Source organism: Agrobacterium albertimagni AOL15, from assembly GCF_000300855.1.
GTDB lineage: Bacteria > Pseudomonadota > Alphaproteobacteria > Rhizobiales > Rhizobiaceae > Allorhizobium > Allorhizobium albertimagni.
In genome coordinates this window covers 21,629-37,446 of record NZ_ALJF01000016.1, presented here as the reverse complement: position 1 = coordinate 37,446, position 15,818 = coordinate 21,629, and the positions used below count along the sequence as shown (strand labels likewise).

18 protein-coding genes are annotated in these 15,818 nt (G+C 61.7%); 9 read left to right on the top strand and 9 right to left on the bottom strand.

Features of this window, described 5'->3' with window-relative positions; translation table 11 throughout:
* Window position 1: 1 nt before the first annotated feature.
* Both QWE_RS19510 and QWE_RS19505 read left to right on the top strand, forming a co-directional pair.
* Window positions 2–850, top strand: a complete 849-nt coding sequence (locus QWE_RS19510) for an ABC transporter ATP-binding protein (RefSeq protein WP_006727899.1) — start codon at window positions 2–4, stop codon at window positions 848–850.
* A complete protein-coding gene (locus QWE_RS19505; protein WP_006727898.1) occupies window positions 847–1,698 on the top strand; it encodes a dipeptide ABC transporter ATP-binding protein in 852 nt (283 codons plus the stop codon). Before QWE_RS19510 ends, QWE_RS19505 begins: the two co-directional genes overlap by 4 nt.
* A 55-nt stretch (window positions 1,699–1,753) precedes the next feature.
* On the opposite strand, the gene QWE_RS19500 is transcribed toward QWE_RS19505, so the two are convergent.
* Window positions 1,754–2,224 carry an Lrp/AsnC family transcriptional regulator gene (locus tag QWE_RS19500; RefSeq protein ID WP_006727897.1) on the bottom strand — a complete coding sequence of 157 codons (471 nt, stop codon included), beginning with the start codon at window positions 2,222–2,224 and terminating at the stop codon, window positions 1,754–1,756.
* Window positions 2,225–2,390: 166 nt separating this feature from the next.
* Here QWE_RS19500 and QWE_RS19495 point away from each other — a divergent pair, with 166 nt between their 5' ends.
* From QWE_RS19495 to QWE_RS19475, 5 genes are all read left to right on the top strand, one after another.
* Window positions 2,391–3,563, top strand: coding sequence for an amino acid aminotransferase (locus QWE_RS19495; protein ID WP_006727896.1), 1,173 nt, complete (start codon window positions 2,391–2,393; stop codon window positions 3,561–3,563).
* A 4-nt stretch (window positions 3,564–3,567) separates the two neighbouring features.
* On the top strand, window positions 3,568–4,194 hold the full coding sequence (locus tag QWE_RS19490) for a DUF6198 family protein (protein WP_006727895.1): 627 nt from the start codon (window positions 3,568–3,570) through the stop codon (window positions 4,192–4,194).
* 233 nt (window positions 4,195–4,427) lie between these two features.
* Window positions 4,428–5,162: a GntR family transcriptional regulator gene (locus QWE_RS19485; protein ID WP_100220952.1), complete on the top strand. Its 735-nt coding sequence runs from the start codon at window positions 4,428–4,430 to the stop codon at window positions 5,160–5,162.
* A 42-nt stretch (window positions 5,163–5,204) separates the two neighbouring features.
* Window positions 5,205–5,960 carry a 2-dehydro-3-deoxy-D-gluconate 5-dehydrogenase KduD gene (gene kduD / locus QWE_RS19480; RefSeq protein WP_006727893.1) on the top strand — a complete coding sequence of 252 codons (756 nt, stop codon included), beginning with the start codon at window positions 5,205–5,207 and terminating at the stop codon, window positions 5,958–5,960.
* A 34-nt stretch (window positions 5,961–5,994) separates the two neighbouring features.
* The gene (locus QWE_RS19475) at window positions 5,995–6,909 is read left to right on the top strand and encodes a sugar kinase (RefSeq protein WP_100220954.1); all 915 of its coding nucleotides are present in this window, start codon (window positions 5,995–5,997) and stop codon (window positions 6,907–6,909) included.
* Window positions 6,910–6,919: 10 nt separating this feature from the next.
* On the opposite strand, the gene QWE_RS25505 is transcribed toward QWE_RS19475, so the two are convergent.
* Window positions 6,920–7,093 (bottom strand): hypothetical protein, encoded by a 174-nt coding sequence (locus QWE_RS25505; RefSeq protein WP_085942952.1) that lies wholly within the window; start codon window positions 7,091–7,093, stop codon window positions 6,920–6,922.
* Between the two features lie 333 nt (window positions 7,094–7,426).
* Entirely contained in the window at window positions 7,427–7,600 is a 174-nt protein-coding gene (locus QWE_RS25500; RefSeq protein WP_167539705.1) for a hypothetical protein, read from the bottom strand.
* On the opposite strand from QWE_RS25500, the gene QWE_RS19470 reads away from it, so the two are divergent.
* Window positions 7,574–8,437: a PAS domain-containing protein gene (locus tag QWE_RS19470; RefSeq protein ID WP_240532589.1), complete on the top strand. Its 864-nt coding sequence runs from the start codon at window positions 7,574–7,576 to the stop codon at window positions 8,435–8,437. The genes QWE_RS25500 and QWE_RS19470 overlap by 27 nt on opposite strands.
* A gap of 18 nt (window positions 8,438–8,455) precedes the next feature.
* On the opposite strand, the gene QWE_RS19465 is transcribed toward QWE_RS19470, so the two are convergent.
* Window positions 8,456–9,748 carry a TadE/TadG family type IV pilus assembly protein gene (locus QWE_RS19465; protein ID WP_006727890.1) on the bottom strand — a complete coding sequence of 431 codons (1,293 nt, stop codon included), beginning with the start codon at window positions 9,746–9,748 and terminating at the stop codon, window positions 8,456–8,458.
* A gap of 99 nt (window positions 9,749–9,847) precedes the next feature.
* Window positions 9,848–10,255: a winged helix-turn-helix transcriptional regulator gene (locus QWE_RS19460; protein ID WP_052018236.1), complete on the bottom strand. Its 408-nt coding sequence runs from the start codon at window positions 10,253–10,255 to the stop codon at window positions 9,848–9,850.
* 181 nt (window positions 10,256–10,436) lie between these two features.
* On the opposite strand from QWE_RS19460, the gene QWE_RS19455 reads away from it, so the two are divergent.
* The gene (locus QWE_RS19455) at window positions 10,437–11,336 is read left to right on the top strand and encodes an SDR family oxidoreductase (RefSeq protein WP_006727888.1); all 900 of its coding nucleotides are present in this window, start codon (window positions 10,437–10,439) and stop codon (window positions 11,334–11,336) included.
* Window positions 11,337–11,474: 138 nt separating this feature from the next.
* Here the strand turns inward: QWE_RS19455 and QWE_RS19450 are convergent, their stop codons facing one another.
* The 4 genes from QWE_RS19450 to QWE_RS19435 are packed head-to-tail and all read right to left on the bottom strand — an operon-like array spanning window position 11,475 to window position 15,766.
* Entirely contained in the window at window positions 11,475–12,386 is a 912-nt protein-coding gene (locus QWE_RS19450) for an SMP-30/gluconolactonase/LRE family protein (protein ID WP_006727887.1), read from the bottom strand.
* A 19-nt stretch (window positions 12,387–12,405) separates the two neighbouring features.
* Window positions 12,406–13,359, bottom strand: coding sequence for an ABC transporter permease (locus QWE_RS19445; protein ID WP_006727886.1), 954 nt, complete (start codon window positions 13,357–13,359; stop codon window positions 12,406–12,408).
* Complete coding sequence (locus QWE_RS19440) at window positions 13,356–14,303, bottom strand: ABC transporter permease (protein ID WP_006727885.1); 948 nt, start codon at window positions 14,301–14,303, stop codon at window positions 13,356–13,358. The genes QWE_RS19445 and QWE_RS19440 overlap by 4 nt, the downstream gene beginning before the upstream one ends.
* Window positions 14,300–15,766 (bottom strand): ATP-binding cassette domain-containing protein, encoded by a 1,467-nt coding sequence (locus tag QWE_RS19435; protein ID WP_006727884.1) that lies wholly within the window; start codon window positions 15,764–15,766, stop codon window positions 14,300–14,302. The genes QWE_RS19440 and QWE_RS19435 overlap by 4 nt, the downstream gene beginning before the upstream one ends.
* Between the last annotated feature and the right edge of the window lie 52 nt (window positions 15,767–15,818).

The following is a 15,818-nucleotide window of genomic DNA, read 5'->3' as shown; positions in this document are numbered from 1 at the left end:
CATGGCACTTCTCGAGATTCAGAACCTCACCGTCCAGTTCGAGACGGCCAGTGGCTGGTTCAAGGCCGTCGACGGAGTGTCGATGTCTGTCGCACCGGGTGAAGTGCTGGCCATCGTCGGCGAAAGCGGCTCCGGCAAGTCGGTCGCCATGCTCGCCGTCATGGGCCTTCTGCCCTGGACGGCGAAGATCACCGCCGACAAGATGGAATTCCTGGGGCGCGACATCCAGAAGATCTCGGCCGCCGAACGGCGCAAGCTGATCGGCAAGGACGTGGCCATGATCTTCCAGGAGCCGGTGGCGAGCCTCAATCCCTGCTTCACCGTCGGCTTCCAGATCGAGGAAGTCCTGCGCCTGCACATGGGCCTTGGAGCGAAGGAGCGCCGCGAGCGCGCCATCGAACTCTTCAAGCTGGTGGGCCTGCCGGATCCTGCGGAACGCCTAAACCACTTTCCGCACCAGATGTCGGGCGGCCAGTGCCAGCGCGTGATGATCGCGATCGCGATCGCCTGCAATCCGAAGCTCCTGATCGCCGACGAGCCCACAACCGCGCTCGACGTGACGATCCAGAAGCAGATCCTCGACCTTCTGATGAAAATCCAGACGGAAACCGGCATGGGTCTGATCATGATCACCCATGATATGGCCGTGGTGGCTGAGACCGCCGACCGCGTCATCGTCCAGTACAAGGGCAAGAAGATGGAGGAAGCCGACGTGCTCTCGCTCTTCGAAAACCCGAAGAACCCCTATACCCGTGCGCTGCTTTCCGCACTTCCGGAAAACGCCACCGGCGACCGCCTGACGACGGTCTCCGACTTCCTGGCCGCCGCTGAAACGGGAGGTGCCGCATGACCACCACACAAACCCCGATGCTCGAGATCCGCGACATCAAGCGCGATTATCGCGTGCCGCAGGGCATGTTCAAGGACGACAAGATCGTCCATGCGGTGAAGGGCGTCTCTTTCAAGCTCGACAAGGGCGAGACGCTCGCCATCGTCGGCGAGAGCGGCTGTGGCAAGTCCACGCTTGCCCGCATTCTGACCTTCATCGACGAGCCGACGGCGGGTGAATTGCTGATCGACGGCCAGAAGGTCGATACCCGTCCGGGCCATCTGACCGCCGACATGCGCCAGAAAGTGCAGATCGTTTTCCAGAACCCCTATGGTTCGCTCAATCCGCGCCAGAAGATCGGCGACGTGCTCGGCGAGCCGCTGCTCATCAACACCAAGATGAGCGCTGCGGAACGTCGCGAACGCGCAACCGAGATGCTGGTCAAGGTCGGCTTGGGGCCTGAGCACTACAACCGCTACCCGCACATGTTCTCGGGCGGCCAGCGCCAGCGTATCGCGATCGCCCGTGCACTGATGCTCAATCCGAAGCTGCTCGTGCTCGACGAACCCGTTTCCGCGCTCGACCTCTCGGTCCAGGCTCAGGTCCTGAACCTGCTTGCCGACCTGCAGGAAGAGTTCGGCCTGACCTATGTCTTCATCAGCCACGACCTCTCGGTCGTGCGCTACATCGCCGACGAGGTGATGGTGATGTACTACGGTGAGGCCGTGGAATACGGCACGCGCGATGCGGTCTTCTCGGATCCGCAGCACGAATACACGCGCACGCTGTTTGCCGCGACGCCACGTGCCGATGTGGAATCGATCCGCGCCCGTATGGCCAAGCGTCGGTTGGCAACGGCGGCCGGTTGATAGCTTTCTGAAGCTTGATGCAATGACAAAGGGCGCCGACAGGGCGCCCTTTTTCTTACGGCAGATAGCCGTAGGAGATCTTCGGACTGTCGAACACCATCGTCGACCTGATTGTCTTGATCTCGGCCAGACGATCGAACTCCTGCCAGATCAGGCGCTTGTAGTCCGTCATGTCGCGCACCGAGATTTTCAGGAGAAAATCGAAGCCGCCGGCAACGGCATGAATCTCCACCACTTCCGGCAGTTTGCCGACATGGTCGATGAAACGCTCGCCGACCTGCGGCGTCGTGCGATCGAGAGTGATTTCCACGAAGGCCTGCAAGCCCAGGCCCACCCGCGGCGCATCGACGACGATTGCCTGCCGGATGATCCCGCTCGAATAGAGACGGGCAAGCCGGCGCGAAAGGGGAGCCGCGGTCAGCCCGACACGCTCGGAGAGTTCTGCATTGTTCAGGCTCGCATCGTCCAGAAGGCAGGCGATGATCTTTCGATCGATCCTGTCCAGGGTCGCGCTCTCAGCTTCCATTGTCGATCTCTACTGTCCATAATTACGCAAAATTCTATCGTCAAAATACCATTTCTGGCAATGTGTCTTAAGTTCAGTTGGTGCCGGACATGAAATCCGCAGAGACTTTGCGCGGCAAACTTGATATCTCTCGTCCAACACAATCGCATTTTGACGAAGGTCCCCGATGTTCGACAAGCTCGCCTCCCAGCCCAATGACCCGTTGCTTGCCCTGATCGGGCTCTACAATGCCGATCATCGCGCCGACAAGATCGACCTCGGTGTCGGTGTCTACCGTGACGATCTTGGTCGCACGCCGGTCATGCGCTCGGTGAAGGCAGCCGAGAAGGAGCTGTTGGAGAAGCAGGACAGCAAGTCCTATGTGGCGCCGGAAGGTGACCGGGTCTTCCTCGACCTGCTCTGGGATCTCGTCGGCGGCAAGGGACAGGGCAAGTTCGCCGCGGGCGTTCAGACCCCCGGCGGTTCGGGCGCGCTGCGTCTCGCCTCGGATCTCATTGCCCGCGCGGGCAGCGGCCGCATCCATCTCGGCCTGCCCAGCTGGCCGAACCATGCCGGTATCTTCGGCGCCACCGGCCTCAGCGTCGAGACCTATCCCTATTTCGACGTGCCGACCCAGGACGTCCGTTTCGCTAGCATGATGAAGGCGCTGAGCAGTGCGCCGCGTGGTGATGCCGTGCTTATTCATGCGAGCTGCCATAACCCGACAGGCGCCACGCTGACATCAGCCCAGTGGGAAGAACTGGCCGCGGTGATCGCCGAGCGTCGCCTCGTACCGCTGATCGATTCCGCCTATCAGGGCTTTGGCGCCGGCATCGAGGAAGACGCCGCTGGTCTGCGCACGATCATCGCCGCAGTGCCGGAAGCGCTGGTTGCCGTCTCCTGCTCCAAGTCCTTCGGCATCTATCGTGAACGTACGGGCGCCATCTTTGCTGTCGCCGAGACGCAGGATGCGGCCGACATCGCCCGCTCGAACCTCGTGACCATGGCGCGCACCAGCTATTCCATGCCGCCTGATCACGGTGCGGCCGTTGTGCGAACGATCCTCTCGACCGAAAGCCTGCGTCAGGACTGGATCGACGAGCTGAACAGCATGCGCGACCGTCTCAATGGCCTCCGCCGCGAACTGGCGGCAGCCCTCGGGGATGGTTGGCAGCTGGCGCCGCAGATCGCCGAGCAGCAGGGCATGTTCTCGCTCCTGCCGCTCAAGGAGGCCGACGTGCTGGCGCTCCGCAAGGAACACGGCATCTACATGCCGACCTCTGGTCGCATCAACATTGCGGGCTTGAAGAGCGAAGATATTCCGCGCGTCGCCGCTGTTCTGAAACCGCTTCTGGGCTGAGATCATGACCACGACAACCTTGAATCAGGCGGGCGCCGAGCGCCATCGCCTCTATGAAGACGTGCTCGCGATGATTTCCGGCACGATGTTCGTCTCGCTTGGAACGCTGATCTATACCGAGACCATGCTGACGGTCGGATCGAGCGCCGGCCTCGCGCTGCTCTTGTCCTATGTAAGCGGCTGGGGCTTTGGGGTGATCTTCTTCATCGTCAATCTGCCCTTCTACATCCTGGCGGTAAAGCGCATGGGCTGGGCTTTCACGCTCCGGACCTTCACCGCCGTGGCCCTTGTATCGATCCTGTCGAAGCTGAACGGCCAGTGGATCGATTTTTCCTATCTCGATCCGCTCTACGCCACGGTGATCGGCGGCGGACTGATCGGCACGGGGCTGCTGATGCTCTTCCGCCACCGCACAGGTCTCGGCGGCATCAACATCCTCGCCATGTATCTGCAGGACAAGACAGGGCTCCGCGCCGGCTACTTCCAGCTCGGCGTCGACCTGACGATCCTCGCAATCGCATTCTTCGTGCTGCCGGCCGACCGGCTGGCGCTGTCGGTTCTGGGCGCTGCCATCGCGAATCTGATCCTCGCCATCAACCACAAGCCCGGCCGCTATATGGGTCTCAGCTGAGGTTACTGACGGGCTGGCTCGGCGGTACCGCATTCACGATGACCAGCGGGCGCCTCTGAGTGCAGGCTTCGGTGCGGCCATCCCACGAGGTTGACGTCGCGAAGCAGGGCAGGGGGGCATGGTGTCGCCAGTTCTGCAGCGCAAAAACAAAACGAGACGCCTGTAGACGAAGCTGCCCCGACATTTACACGCCTCGAAAACTGATATACTAATATTTCAGTTGGGAGGGTGCGATGCCGGAGACAGAGAAGCACGCTGGAAAAATGCGCACCGTTCCCGTCGAACATCATCGCGGACGAACGCGTGACGGACGTGCCGCGACCCGGATCCATGCGATCTTGCAGGACGAAATCGTCCGCCTCCAGTTGAAGCCGCTGGACACCCTGAACGAGAAGCAGCTCGGTCAGCGCTTCGGCGTCAGCCGCACGCCTGTGCGCGAAGCCCTGCTGCGGCTGGCGGATGAGGGGCTCGTCGAGATCTATCCCCAGTCCGGCACATTCGTCTCCCGCATCCCCCGCCGTGCGCTCTACGAGGCGATCCTGATCCGCAAGGCGCTTGAGGCGACCACTGTCTCGCTCGCCATTGCCGCGATGAAAGATGGCAGCCGGTTGCGCTCGCTCGAAGACAATCAGTCGGCCTTGATAGAGGCGGCCGAGGCCGGTGACATTCCGCTCTTCCACCGGATCGACACCGAATTCCACCAGTTGATCGCCAATATCGCCGGCTACCCCGGAATCTGGACTGTCATCGCGCAGGTCAAGGTCCATATCGACCGCTATCGTTTCATCACACTGCCTCGCACGGGGCGGCTGGATATCGTCATTGCCGAGCATGCAGCGATCATCGACGGGATCCGTGTCCGCGACGACGGCGCGGCGGTACTGGCCATGAGCCAGCATATCGGCCGCATGACCGAGGAGCTGGACGATATCGGGGATCTCGATCCCGAGCTTTTCATCGACGCCTAGATCGAACAGGCGATCCTTTCCAGATATTCCGGGAGCAGCATCATGAAACCTTCCTTCGACCTTTCGGGCCGCACGGCCATCGTCACCGGAGCAAACACAGGTATCGGCCAAGCCATTGCCGTGGCACTGGCCGCTGCTGGTGCCGCTGTTCTCGGCGTCGGCCGATCGGGCATGAGCGAAACCGAGGCCATGATTGCCTCTGCAGGTGGACGTTTCGCCTCCTTCTCCGCCGATCTGTCGACCATCGATCCGGTCGACGACATCGTCGAAGCGTCGGTATCCGCTTTCGGCTCCGTCGATATTCTCGTCAACAATGCGGGCATCATCCGGCGTGCCGATGCCATCGATTTCACCGAGGCCGACTGGGACGCGGTCATGGACGTCAACCTGAAGACGGCCTTCTTCCTTTCTCAGGCTGCTGCCAAGCGCATGATCCCCAATTCCCGCGGCAAGATCATCAACATCGCGTCCATGCTCTCCTTCCAGGGGGGCATCCGCATCCCCTCCTACACGGCGTCCAAGAGCGGCCTGGCGGGTCTCACCCGTCTGTTAGCCTGTGAATGGGCCGACAAGGGCATCAATGTGAACGCGATTGCGCCGGGCTATTTCGTCACCAACAACACGACGGCTCTGCGGGAAGATCCGAAGCGGTCCACCGACATTCTCGGCCGGATCCCGGCAGGCCGCTGGGGCAATCCGGAGGAACTCGGCGGTGCCGCAGTTTTCCTTGCCTCAGATGCCTCGGCTTATGTGCATGGCACGATCCTGCCCGTCGACGGCGGGTGGCTGGCGCGCTAGGTAGGAACGGGAAGCGACAAGGCGGGGGATGAAGATGGGACGGATCGTATCGATCGGCGAATGCATGGGCGAGCTTTCGGAGACGGGTTCGCCCGGCACCCTCAGCATGGGTTTTGCCGGAGATACGCTGAACACCGCCTATTACCTGCGTCAGAGTCTGGGGAAGGACTGGCAGGTCGATTATGTGAGCGCCGTCGGCACCGACGGGCTCTCCGACAGGATGGTGGATTTCCTGAACAATGAGGGCATCGGGACCGAGCATGTCCGTCGCCTGGCCGACAAGACGATCGGGCTCTACTACATCACCTTGAAGAACGGCGAGCGCAGTTTCACCTATTGGCGCAACGACAGTGCCGCAAAGCGGCTCGCGAGTGATCCTGCAGCCCTCCACCTTGCGCTCGACGGTGCGGATCTCGCCTACTGGTCCGGTATCACCCTGGCCATTCTCTCGAACCAGGATCGACTGACGCTGATCGAGGCGCTCGGCCAGTTCGCGGGCAAGGGCGGCACTGTTGTCTTCGACCCCAATCTGCGGCCACGTCTCTGGGACAATCCGGAGACCATGCGCGGCTGGGTGCATCGCGCCGCGGCTGTCAGTGACCTCTGCCTCCCGTCATTCGAGGACGAGGCGACATGGTTTGGCGACGCCGATCCGACGGCGACGGCGAAACGTTATCAGGCGGAAGGGGCTCGAAGGGTCATCGTCAAGAACGGAGCCGATGACGTCACATTTGCTGCCAGCAGTGGTGAAGTCTCCCGCTTCTCGGTCCCATCGATCGAGCATGTCGTTGATACGACCGCTGCCGGGGACAGTTTCAACGCGGGTTATCTCGCTTCAGAACTGAAAGGCGCATCGGTTCAGGATGCGGTCTGTGCCGGTGCCAGACTGGCGGGCAGAGTGATCGGCGCCCGGGGAGCGCTGGTTCCGGACGCTGTGAAGCCGGTCTGAAAGGATTGGCTCAAGCCGGCGCCGCAGCGCCGCCACCAAAGAGCGTGAAATAGGCCCAGGCAAGCCCGAAAGCCGCGACGATCCCTGCCCAGATCAGGATTTTCCGCATCGAAGGGGGAAGACTGGCTTTCGGCTTCGGCGGCTTTTCTTCGGGCGGGCGCTCGAACTTGATGACGTTCGACATGCTAATGGCTCTCTCGTGATGCTCGTCTGCAAGCTTCCTGCCATGATCGTGCGACAACAACAAGCCTGCTGCCTGCGTCTTTGCTGATGCATGCGGCGGTGACTTAGGCGACACGCGTTCCGAACAATCTTTCATTTCACACTTGTCGGCAGACTTCGGCCTCGCTAGCGTCCGCGTTCAAGGGAAAAGATGCCAACAGGCCAAGCTCGAGGCCTTTCCCGTCGGACGCATGATGGACTTTGCCGAACAGCAATGAGAACTTTTCTTGATACCGCCCTGGGTGATGCTTCTTCCGGACAAGACGGAGACGCGTCTGCAGCCGGAAGGAAGATATCAGGCGTTTCGTCCACCCATTTCCTGAAACTCGTGGAAGAACACGGCAATACCGGCTTCTGGACCTGTGATCTCATCACCGGTCAATGCAGCTGCAGCCCGGGTCTCCTGCGCGTGATCGGGCTCGAGCAGGCCCGACCGTTCCGAATGATCGACCTGATCGATCAGGTGCACCCCGAGGATCGCACATACTGCGAGGATATCTGGTCGCTGATACGCTCCGGCGTGCCGGTGAACCGGAATTTCCGCATCATCCGCGGTGACAGGACCGTGCGCTGGATCGAGTTTCGATCCGAAGTGGTGCTCGACGCCGAGCAACGACCGGCCCGCGCCATCGGTCTGCTGCAGGACGTCTCGCAACAGCATGAGAGCCGTCAGGCGCTGGATGAAAGCACCGGCCGCTACAGAGCATTGATCGGCACAGTCGCAACCATGGAATGGCGCGCGACGGCGGCTGGCGAGCCCGTGTTTTCTCATGGATGGGCGACGCTCACCGGGCAGCGTGAATCAGACATGCTTGACGGGAACTGGCTGAGCGCGGTTCACCCGGATGATCGCGACGCGGTGAGCGCCGCCTGGCAACAGGCCGTGACCTCGCTCTCCCCCTACAGGTCCAATCAGCGCATCCGCCGTGCGGACGGTGAATATGAATGGTTTCATGCTCGCGCGGTGCCGGTCCTCCACAAGGGCGGACGCTCGCATGAATGGCTGGGCATGATCATCCGGCATCAGGACTTCGCCATGTTGGGCAATGGCGGCTCTGCCACCGATCCCACGGTGACCCCGATGCAGATCCGGGCGGGACGGGCCATGTTGCAATGGACCCTGGAAGACCTCTCCCGGCAGTCCGGCGTATCGGTTTCGTCGATCAGGCGGATCGAGGGGGAGGGGGAGCGTTCGACACGGCCAGCTTCGCTCAGCGCGATCCGCGAGGCCTTCGAGCGCGAAGGCCTGGCGTTCAGCGATGGCAATACCGTGTCTTTGCAGCGCTTCCCCATGTCAGGGAACTGAGCCCTCCCGATCGTCTTTTCAGCTCGTGATCCGTGGCGTGCTAACGATCTTGAGGAACAGCGCATTCATGGCGTCTGCAATCCCCTCGCTTGGGCTCACCTCGAAATAGAGACCCGGCGATGCGCAAGACTGCATGCGCGTCGGGATTTCGGACTGGAACGGGCTGATCCACTTCTTGTACCAGTCGTTCGTGGGAAGCGGCAGATAGGTCGTATAGAGAACGGCGATCCGATAGCCCTTCTTCTTCAGGGCTTCGCATTGCGTCGTGTCGATCGGCTCCTGACAGCGCCCATTGGTCGTCTTCTTGGTGCAGGTGCTTGGCTTGTAGGCGTCGCCCACTCCATCCGAGACAAAGAACACGATCTTTTCCGGATCACTCGCAGAAGCGCCGGTGCCTGACGCGCCCATGAGATCGCCGATACTCTTGAGGGCGCGGTCGAAATCGGTCTGCTGGTCGTTGTCATAGCCCTGCCAGGGGATCGACATCAGCCCGATCTTGGACGCCTTGGTCTGCACCTGATCGAGATTGTCGGTGAGCGCGGAGACCTCCAGCAACTTGGTGTCCTCGGCCCGTTCGCCGAAGGTGTAGACGGCCATGCGATACTGGTTGGAGCTCTTGCGCGACTTCTTGGCCGTGTCCATCAGGGCCGCTGTCGCCTTGGCCACGACGTCGATGCGGATCGTCACGCCGAGTTTCTTGGCGAGGTAATAGTAGCTGTTTGTGTCCTCGACACCGTTTCTGACGATGTGGCAAGCGAAGGCGCACTTGTCCGCGGTGTTGTTGACCATCTTGGTGACATCCGCCGGAGTCGCTCCGACACCCATGGACGGCGTATTGTCGAGAAGCAGGTAGAAGTCCCGGAAGGTGTCTGTCTGATAGACGGCTTCGGCCTTGCCGCTGACGGTCACGTCCTTTTGCCCCATGACCCGTGCCAGTGTGGTCGGAACGGTCGCGTCGAAAGTGAAGACGGCTTTCAACTGAGTCCCGCTCTTGACGACCTCCACATCGAAATTCTTGAGTTCGTAGTGGTGAGACATCTTGGCGTGACCGAGAAACACCTTCTTGGCATCTGCGATCGCTGCCGACAGCTGTCCGTCGGATTTCATCTGCATCGCCTGCATGACGCCGGCGGAGGTTTCGGCAACGGCTGCGATCGCAGCCGCGTCGGCGGCCGCCTGCAGGGTGCTTCGCACCGTCAGCGCGTTGCTTATATCGATGGCGAGGCCCGCGGCTCCGATGACGGGCACCAGTAGGATCGCCGTTAAGACGCCGAAATTGCCACTGCGGTCGCAGAGAAATCGTCTGAACATAATATACCCCCATATATCAGGGGGGTAATTTATGTGTGCTGCGTATCGTTTTCGTTCATCTGCATGGTTAGCAAATTCCTGACCGGCGAAGCATGTCGGTCAGGCGGCTGCGACCTTCTTCTTCACGGGTGGATTGTCGGAATCATAGAGGGCCCGTGCCTCGCGGATGCGACCGTGATGTTCGGCCGTCCAGACCACCAGGGCCGCGACCGGGCCCAATAGGGATTGTCCCAGCTCCGTCAGGCTGTATTCGACACTCGGTGGTTGGGTCGGGAAGACCTCGCGATGCACCAGACCGTCGCGCTGGAGGCTGCGCAATGTACCCGTGAGCATGGCCTGCGAGATGTCGGGGATCGCCCGCTTCAGCTCGCCGAAACGATGCGGCCTGTAGCCGAGCGTCTGCAGGATGAGGGAAGCCCATTTGTCACCGATATGGGAAAAGACATCGCGAACCGGGCAATTCCCGGGATCGAAAACCGTGTTCGCCGGCGTCTCGATCATGGCCATCACCGAACGGATCGCCGCCGTGTAATCGGTCTTCATCTTCCCATGTGCTGTCATCGGTACGGTCCTCAGAACTTGGTTCTAAAAAACTGCCTACTTTACGGCAGAAGCATGGTCTGCAATTTAGACCTACTCTGAAAATTAAACCATCCCTAAAGTTTGGGGACCAGACAATGAGAGAACCATGACCGCGAAATATCTCGTCACCGGCGCATCGGGCCAGCTCGGCCAGCGCGTCGTTCATCATCTCCTTGAAACCTCGGGCGTAGCCGCAGGCGACATCATCGCTGCCAGCCGCAAGCCGGAGCAACTGGTAGACCTTGCTGCAAAGGGCGTGTTGGTGCGCCGGGTCGATTTCGACGATGCCGCGTCCATGGAAGCAGCCTTCGCCGAAGCCGAAAAGGTGCTGATCATCAGCACGGATACGCTCGACCGTCCGGGACATCGCCTGGTTCAGCATCGTGCGGCCGTTGCAGCAGCAGAAAAGGCGGGTGTCCGCCATCTGCTTTATACCTCGATGCCGGAACCGGTGAACTCCGCTCTGCTCTTCGCGCCCGATCATGAAGGGACGGAAGCGGCCATCGAGGCAAGCTCGATCCCGGCCTGGACCATTCTGCGCAACAACTGGTATTTCGAGAACGTCATGATGAGCGCGGGCCCCGCACTTGCCTCCGGCCATTGGTATTCGGCAGCCGGCGACGGCAAGGTGGCGCACATTTCACGCGATGACATCGGTCGCGCCACGGCCGCAGCGCTCGTCGCCGCAGACAAGGAAAAGACCGTCTACACGCTGACGGGCTCCTCTTCCTACACGCATCGCGAAATGGCGTCCCTCATCTCTGCCGCTGCCGGCAAGGAGATCACCGTGATCGATGTTCCGGTCGAAGGTCTCGTCCAGGGCATGGTCGGAGCCGGTCTGCCTGAACCCGTCGCGCGCGTCTTTGCCTCTATCGACACCATGGTCGGAAACGGCGGTCTGGCAGGCATCACCGGTGACTTCAAGACCCTGACGGGCACGGAGCCGCAAAGCTTCGAAAGCTGGGTAGAGAGCCAGGCCGAAGCCTTCAAATCCATGATCGCGTGATCGGTGTTGATCACGTAATCGCCTCATCGGCCGCCGCCAGGCCGGTCCGGTAGTACCATACCCCACACGTGGTAACGCCGCGCGACCGCCCGTTCTCCTGAACGGGCGGTCTTGCTTGTTCAGGAAATCAAGCACTCCTCAGGGCGTCTGGGCGCCCCGTGTCGCGGTGTAGATCGCATAGAGCGATGTCGAGGCCGTGATGAACAGGCGGTTCTTCTTCGGTCCGCCGAAGGTCAGGTTGGCGACCGCCTGGGGGACCAGGATCTTGCCGAGTAGGGTGCCGTCGGGATGGAAGCAATGCACGCCGTCGGCAGCGCTCGACCAGAGATTTCCTTCCATATCCGTCCGCATGCCGTCGGGAATGCCTTTGTCGATATGGGCAAAGACGCGTCCGTTCGTCAGCTGCTTTCCATCCGCCACATCGAACACCCGGATATGGCGCGGCGCGTCCGGTTTGTGGCTGGCGCCGGAATCGGCGACGTAGAGCAGACGCTCGTCTGGCGAGAAGCAAAGGCCGTTCGGCTGCAGGAAATCGTCGATCATGACGCTGAGCTCGCCGGTCGAAGGATCGAGCCGGTAGACGTTGCGGCTCGCCTGTTCCTCGTCGGCCTTGTAGCCCTCGTAGTCAGAGAGAATGCCGTAAGACGGGTCGGTGAACCAGACAGAACCATCTGATTTCACCACGACGTCATTGGGGGAGTTCAGCCGCTTGCCGTCGTGCCGATCGGCCAGGGTCGTAACCGCGCCGTCGATCTCGGTGCGGATCACGCGGCGCCCACCATGTTCGCAGGAAACGAGACGTCCCTCACGGTCGCGCGTATTGCCGTTGATGAACTGCGACGGCGCGCGATAAACGGATGTTCCAGCACCCTCGACCCAGCGCAGGACGCGTTCGTTCGGTATGTCGCTGAACAGCAGATAGCCGCCATCATTGAACCAGACGGGGCCCTCGGCCCATCGGCAGCCCGAGTAAAGCTCTTCGAGGGCGGCGCTGGAAACGAGCAGGTCGCGGAAGCGGGGGTCGCGGATCTCGTAGTGTGGATTTTCCATGGGACAGTCCTGGAGCGCTTCAGGTTTTGCCGGCGCTGCGGGTGGTCGGCAGCATGATGACGGCGATGATGATGAGACCGGTGAGAATGAGGCGGATGCCGGCACCAAAACCGTAGGTATTCAGCATCGAAACGACAAGGAACATGAAGAGCGAGGCGCCCCATATCCCCGGAACATTCGAATTGCCGCCGGCAACCGCCGTGCCGCCGATGACGACGACGGCGATCGACATCAGCAGATATTCTGTGCCCATGTTGAGCGCCGCACCGCCGGAAAAGCTGGCGAGCAGATAGCCGCAGAGCGAGGCGAGCACGGCGCAGAGCAGATAGGTGAGAAGCCGCGTTCCATCGATCGGGATCCCGGCCATGCGGGCGGCACGGATGCTCTGGCCGATCGCGGCGATCGAGCGTCCATAGACCGTGCGGTTGAGGACGTACCAGACGATGACGGAGAACACCAAGGCGACGAGCGCGACGTTGGGAACGCCAGCCGTAGACGAGGTCGTGAAGTCGGCAAGCCAGCTCGGCGGCTTGATGCGCAGTCCCCGGTTCGTCCAGATCGCCGTCGACTGCACGATGAAGCTCATCGACAGCGTCGCGATGATCGGCGGAATGCGCAAGAGCTTGATCAGCGCGTAATTGCCAATCCCGATTGCGACCCCAACTCCGATGGCGACCAGCAGCCCGGTCAGGATCATGCTGTTCTCGACATTCATGACCTTGAGCGACACGGTCGCGGCGAGTGTCATGTTGGCCGGAACCGAGAGGTCGATATTGCCAGGACCGAGCGTGATCACCAGCATCTGCCCGAGACCGACGAGCACCGAGAAGGCCCCGAAGGTCAGCGCCGCCTGTGCAAGCCCGACGGTGCTTGCGCCGCCCGTGAAGACGATGGTGACGAGGAAGACGCTGGCGGCCGCGATGAACGACCAGATCCAGGTCCGCGAGAAGAGCGTGGAGAGTGCCTGGGTCATGACTTGCCCTTCCGGCCTTCGGCGCGATTGAGGGCAAGACGCAGCGTCAGCACCAGGATCAGGATCGCCCCCTGCGCGCCGATCTGCCAGTCCGGCGAGATCCGCAGGAAGGACAGAAAGGAGCCGGCCAGTGTCAGGGTGAGCGCACCGATGACGGCACCGATCGGCGACACGCGCCCGCCGACGAATTCGCCGCCGCCGAGAATGACGCCGGCGATCGAGAGCAGCGTGTAGCGCAGCGCGATGTTGGCGTCTGCTGAAGTGGTCAGCCCCACCAGCGCCATGCCGGCGAGCACCGCAAAGAAACCGGCAAGGCCATAGACGGCCGCACGTGCCACTATGATCGACCATCCGGCCCGGGCAACCGAGCGGCTATTGCCGCCCACCCCGCGCAAGACAACGCCGAAGGACGAGCGCATGATGACATAGTGGCTGACAACGGCGATCAGGACGCTGGCAACGATCGCCATCGGGACGAGCGGCGGCTTGACCGTCATGATTGCGCGGATCCAGCCCGGCGCCTCACCGCCCGGCGCCGGCAGGATCAGCACGGCAAGCCCGCCCCAGACGAAGCTCATACCGAGCGTCACGACGATCGACGGCAGATCCCTCAGATAGATCATCACGCCGATCAGAGCATAGACGCCGATCGCTGCCATCAGGATGAGGACGCCCAGCAGGGGAGAAGACTGCAGGTATGTAGCCGTCACACAGGCGACGAAGCTGACGAAGGTGCCCATCGACAGATCGAGGTCGTTGACCGTCATGATCAGCATCTGCGCGATGGTCGCGAGTGCAATCGGAACGGCCAGATTGAACAGCAGGTTGAGCCCTGTGTAGCTCATGGCCCTCGGCTGGAGATAGAAGACCGCCGCGAGCAGTCCGACCAGTGACAGGGCCGGGATGACGAGGCGCAGGCCGTCGGCGGAGAGGAACCTCGTCATGCGGCCTCCTGGAAAGAGGCGGAGAGGATGTTTTCTTCCGTCACCTCGTCGCCCTTCAGTTCGGCAACGATCATGCCGTTGTTGAACACGTAGACGCGGTCGCAGAGGCAGACTTCGTCCATCTCGGTCGAGTACCAGACGAAGGTCCGCCCTGCGTCCGCCTCCTGGCGCAGGATCGCATAGACCTCCTGCTTGGTGCCAAAGTCGACGCCGCGCATCGGGTCGTCCATCAAGACCACGGGCGCGCGGCTTGCGAGCGCCCGGGCGAAGAGAACCTTCTGCTGGTTTCCGCCAGAGAGCGACAGGATCGGGTTGTCCATGTCGGGGGTGCGGATGCCGATCCGGTCCTTCCAGGTCTGCCCCAGCGTTTCCTCCCGATTGATATCCAGGGTCTGAAGCCGCGACAGATCCGGCAGGATGCAGATGCTGAGGTTTCTCAAGATGCTCCAGAGCGTGAAGGTACCGTTGACGGCACGGTCGCCTGCGACGAACGCGACTTCGGGGTCACTGGCGCGCAGCCAGTTGCCGGTTCGGGCTTCGAACAGGCCGACCAGCATGTCCGTCTGACCGTGCCCGCCGAGACCGGCAAAACCGACGATTTCGCCCTTCATCGCCTGGAAGGGGAGGCCGCGTCCGCGCACCGGTGCAGCTGTCAGCACACTTGCCATGTCCGTCCTCAGCAGGTTCGTGCGAGCTTGCCGCGTCTTCACCACGCTGCCCATCGCTTCGATCAGCCCGTGCTCCGAAAACTCCTCGGCCGGTCTCTGGCTGACCACCTTGCCGTCCTTCATGACGACGATGCGGCTGGAAACCGAGAGTATCTCGCCGAGAATGTGGGAGATGAACAGGATCGAGCCGCCGTCGCGCACAAAGCGCTCGACATAGGCGAGCAACTGCTCCGCAAGCCGCGCATCCAGCGACGAGGTCGGCTCGTCCAAGATGACGAGTCGCACTGGGCTGCCGATCTCGCAGAAGGTGATCGCGATCTCCACCATCTGGCGTTCCGCGATGGTGAGGTTGCCGACTGCTTCGTGGCAGTCGATGGAATGGCCGGGGAATATTTCCTCGAGCTTGCTTTCGATGAAGGCAGCACCCCGCTTGCGCCAGCCCCAGCCCTTCAGGCTGCGATGCATGATGCGGGTATTCTCCACGATCGTCAGGTTCGGGCAGAGCGACAGCTCCTGGAAGACGCAGCGAATGCCGGCATCGCGGGCGGCATTGATGCTGTGGCCTCCGCTGCCGTGACCATATCGGATGGCACCCTCATGCGGCGTCAGCCCGCCATTGATGACGTTGACGATGGTGGATTTGCCGGCGCCATTGTGGCCGACGAGGCCGACGCATTCTCCAGCCCCGATCTCCAGCGTGACGCCGTCCAGCGCCTTTACCGCGCCGAAACTCACTCTCGCATCGGTAACGCTGACGACGGGCCGTCCATCGCCCTTATCGAGCATGGCATTCATGCTGAATTACTCTTTGCTACATTTGCCAAGGTGGATCCCCCACACCGCCCGG

Excerpts from the sequence above, each read along its gene's own strand:
- kduD (WP_006727893.1), top strand. The coding sequence starts at position 5,205 with ATGAAACCTTCCTTCGACCTTTCGGGCCGCACGGCCATCGTCACCGGA.
- QWE_RS19510 (WP_006727899.1), top strand. The coding sequence starts at position 2 with ATGGCACTTCTCGAGATTCAGAACCTCACCGTCCAGTTCGAGACGGCC.
- QWE_RS19450 (WP_006727887.1), bottom strand. The coding sequence starts at position 12,386 with ATGGAAAATCCACACTACGAGATCCGCGACCCCCGCTTCCGCGACCTG.
- QWE_RS19440 (WP_006727885.1), bottom strand. The coding sequence starts at position 14,303 with ATGACGAGGTTCCTCTCCGCCGACGGCCTGCGCCTCGTCATCCCGGCC.
- QWE_RS19455 (WP_006727888.1), top strand. The coding sequence starts at position 10,437 with ATGACCGCGAAATATCTCGTCACCGGCGCATCGGGCCAGCTCGGCCAG.
- QWE_RS25505 (WP_085942952.1), bottom strand. The coding sequence starts at position 7,093 with ATGTCGAACGTCATCAAGTTCGAGCGCCCGCCCGAAGAAAAGCCGCCG.
- QWE_RS19475 (WP_100220954.1), top strand. The coding sequence starts at position 5,995 with ATGGGACGGATCGTATCGATCGGCGAATGCATGGGCGAGCTTTCGGAG.
- QWE_RS19490 (WP_006727895.1), top strand. The coding sequence starts at position 3,568 with ATGACCACGACAACCTTGAATCAGGCGGGCGCCGAGCGCCATCGCCTC.
- QWE_RS19460 (WP_052018236.1), bottom strand. The coding sequence starts at position 10,255 with ATGGCCATGATCGAGACGCCGGCGAACACGGTTTTCGATCCCGGGAAT.
- QWE_RS19505 (WP_006727898.1), top strand. The coding sequence starts at position 847 with ATGACCACCACACAAACCCCGATGCTCGAGATCCGCGACATCAAGCGC.
- QWE_RS19470 (WP_240532589.1), top strand. The coding sequence starts at position 7,574 with ATGATCGACCTGATCGATCAGGTGCACCCCGAGGATCGCACATACTGC.
- QWE_RS19435 (WP_006727884.1), bottom strand. The coding sequence starts at position 15,766 with ATGAATGCCATGCTCGATAAGGGCGATGGACGGCCCGTCGTCAGCGTT.
- QWE_RS19495 (WP_006727896.1), top strand. The coding sequence starts at position 2,391 with ATGTTCGACAAGCTCGCCTCCCAGCCCAATGACCCGTTGCTTGCCCTG.
- QWE_RS19445 (WP_006727886.1), bottom strand. The coding sequence starts at position 13,359 with ATGACCCAGGCACTCTCCACGCTCTTCTCGCGGACCTGGATCTGGTCG.
- QWE_RS19485 (WP_100220952.1), top strand. The coding sequence starts at position 4,428 with ATGCCGGAGACAGAGAAGCACGCTGGAAAAATGCGCACCGTTCCCGTC.
- QWE_RS19465 (WP_006727890.1), bottom strand. The coding sequence starts at position 9,748 with ATGTTCAGACGATTTCTCTGCGACCGCAGTGGCAATTTCGGCGTCTTA.
- QWE_RS19500 (WP_006727897.1), bottom strand. The coding sequence starts at position 2,224 with ATGGAAGCTGAGAGCGCGACCCTGGACAGGATCGATCGAAAGATCATC.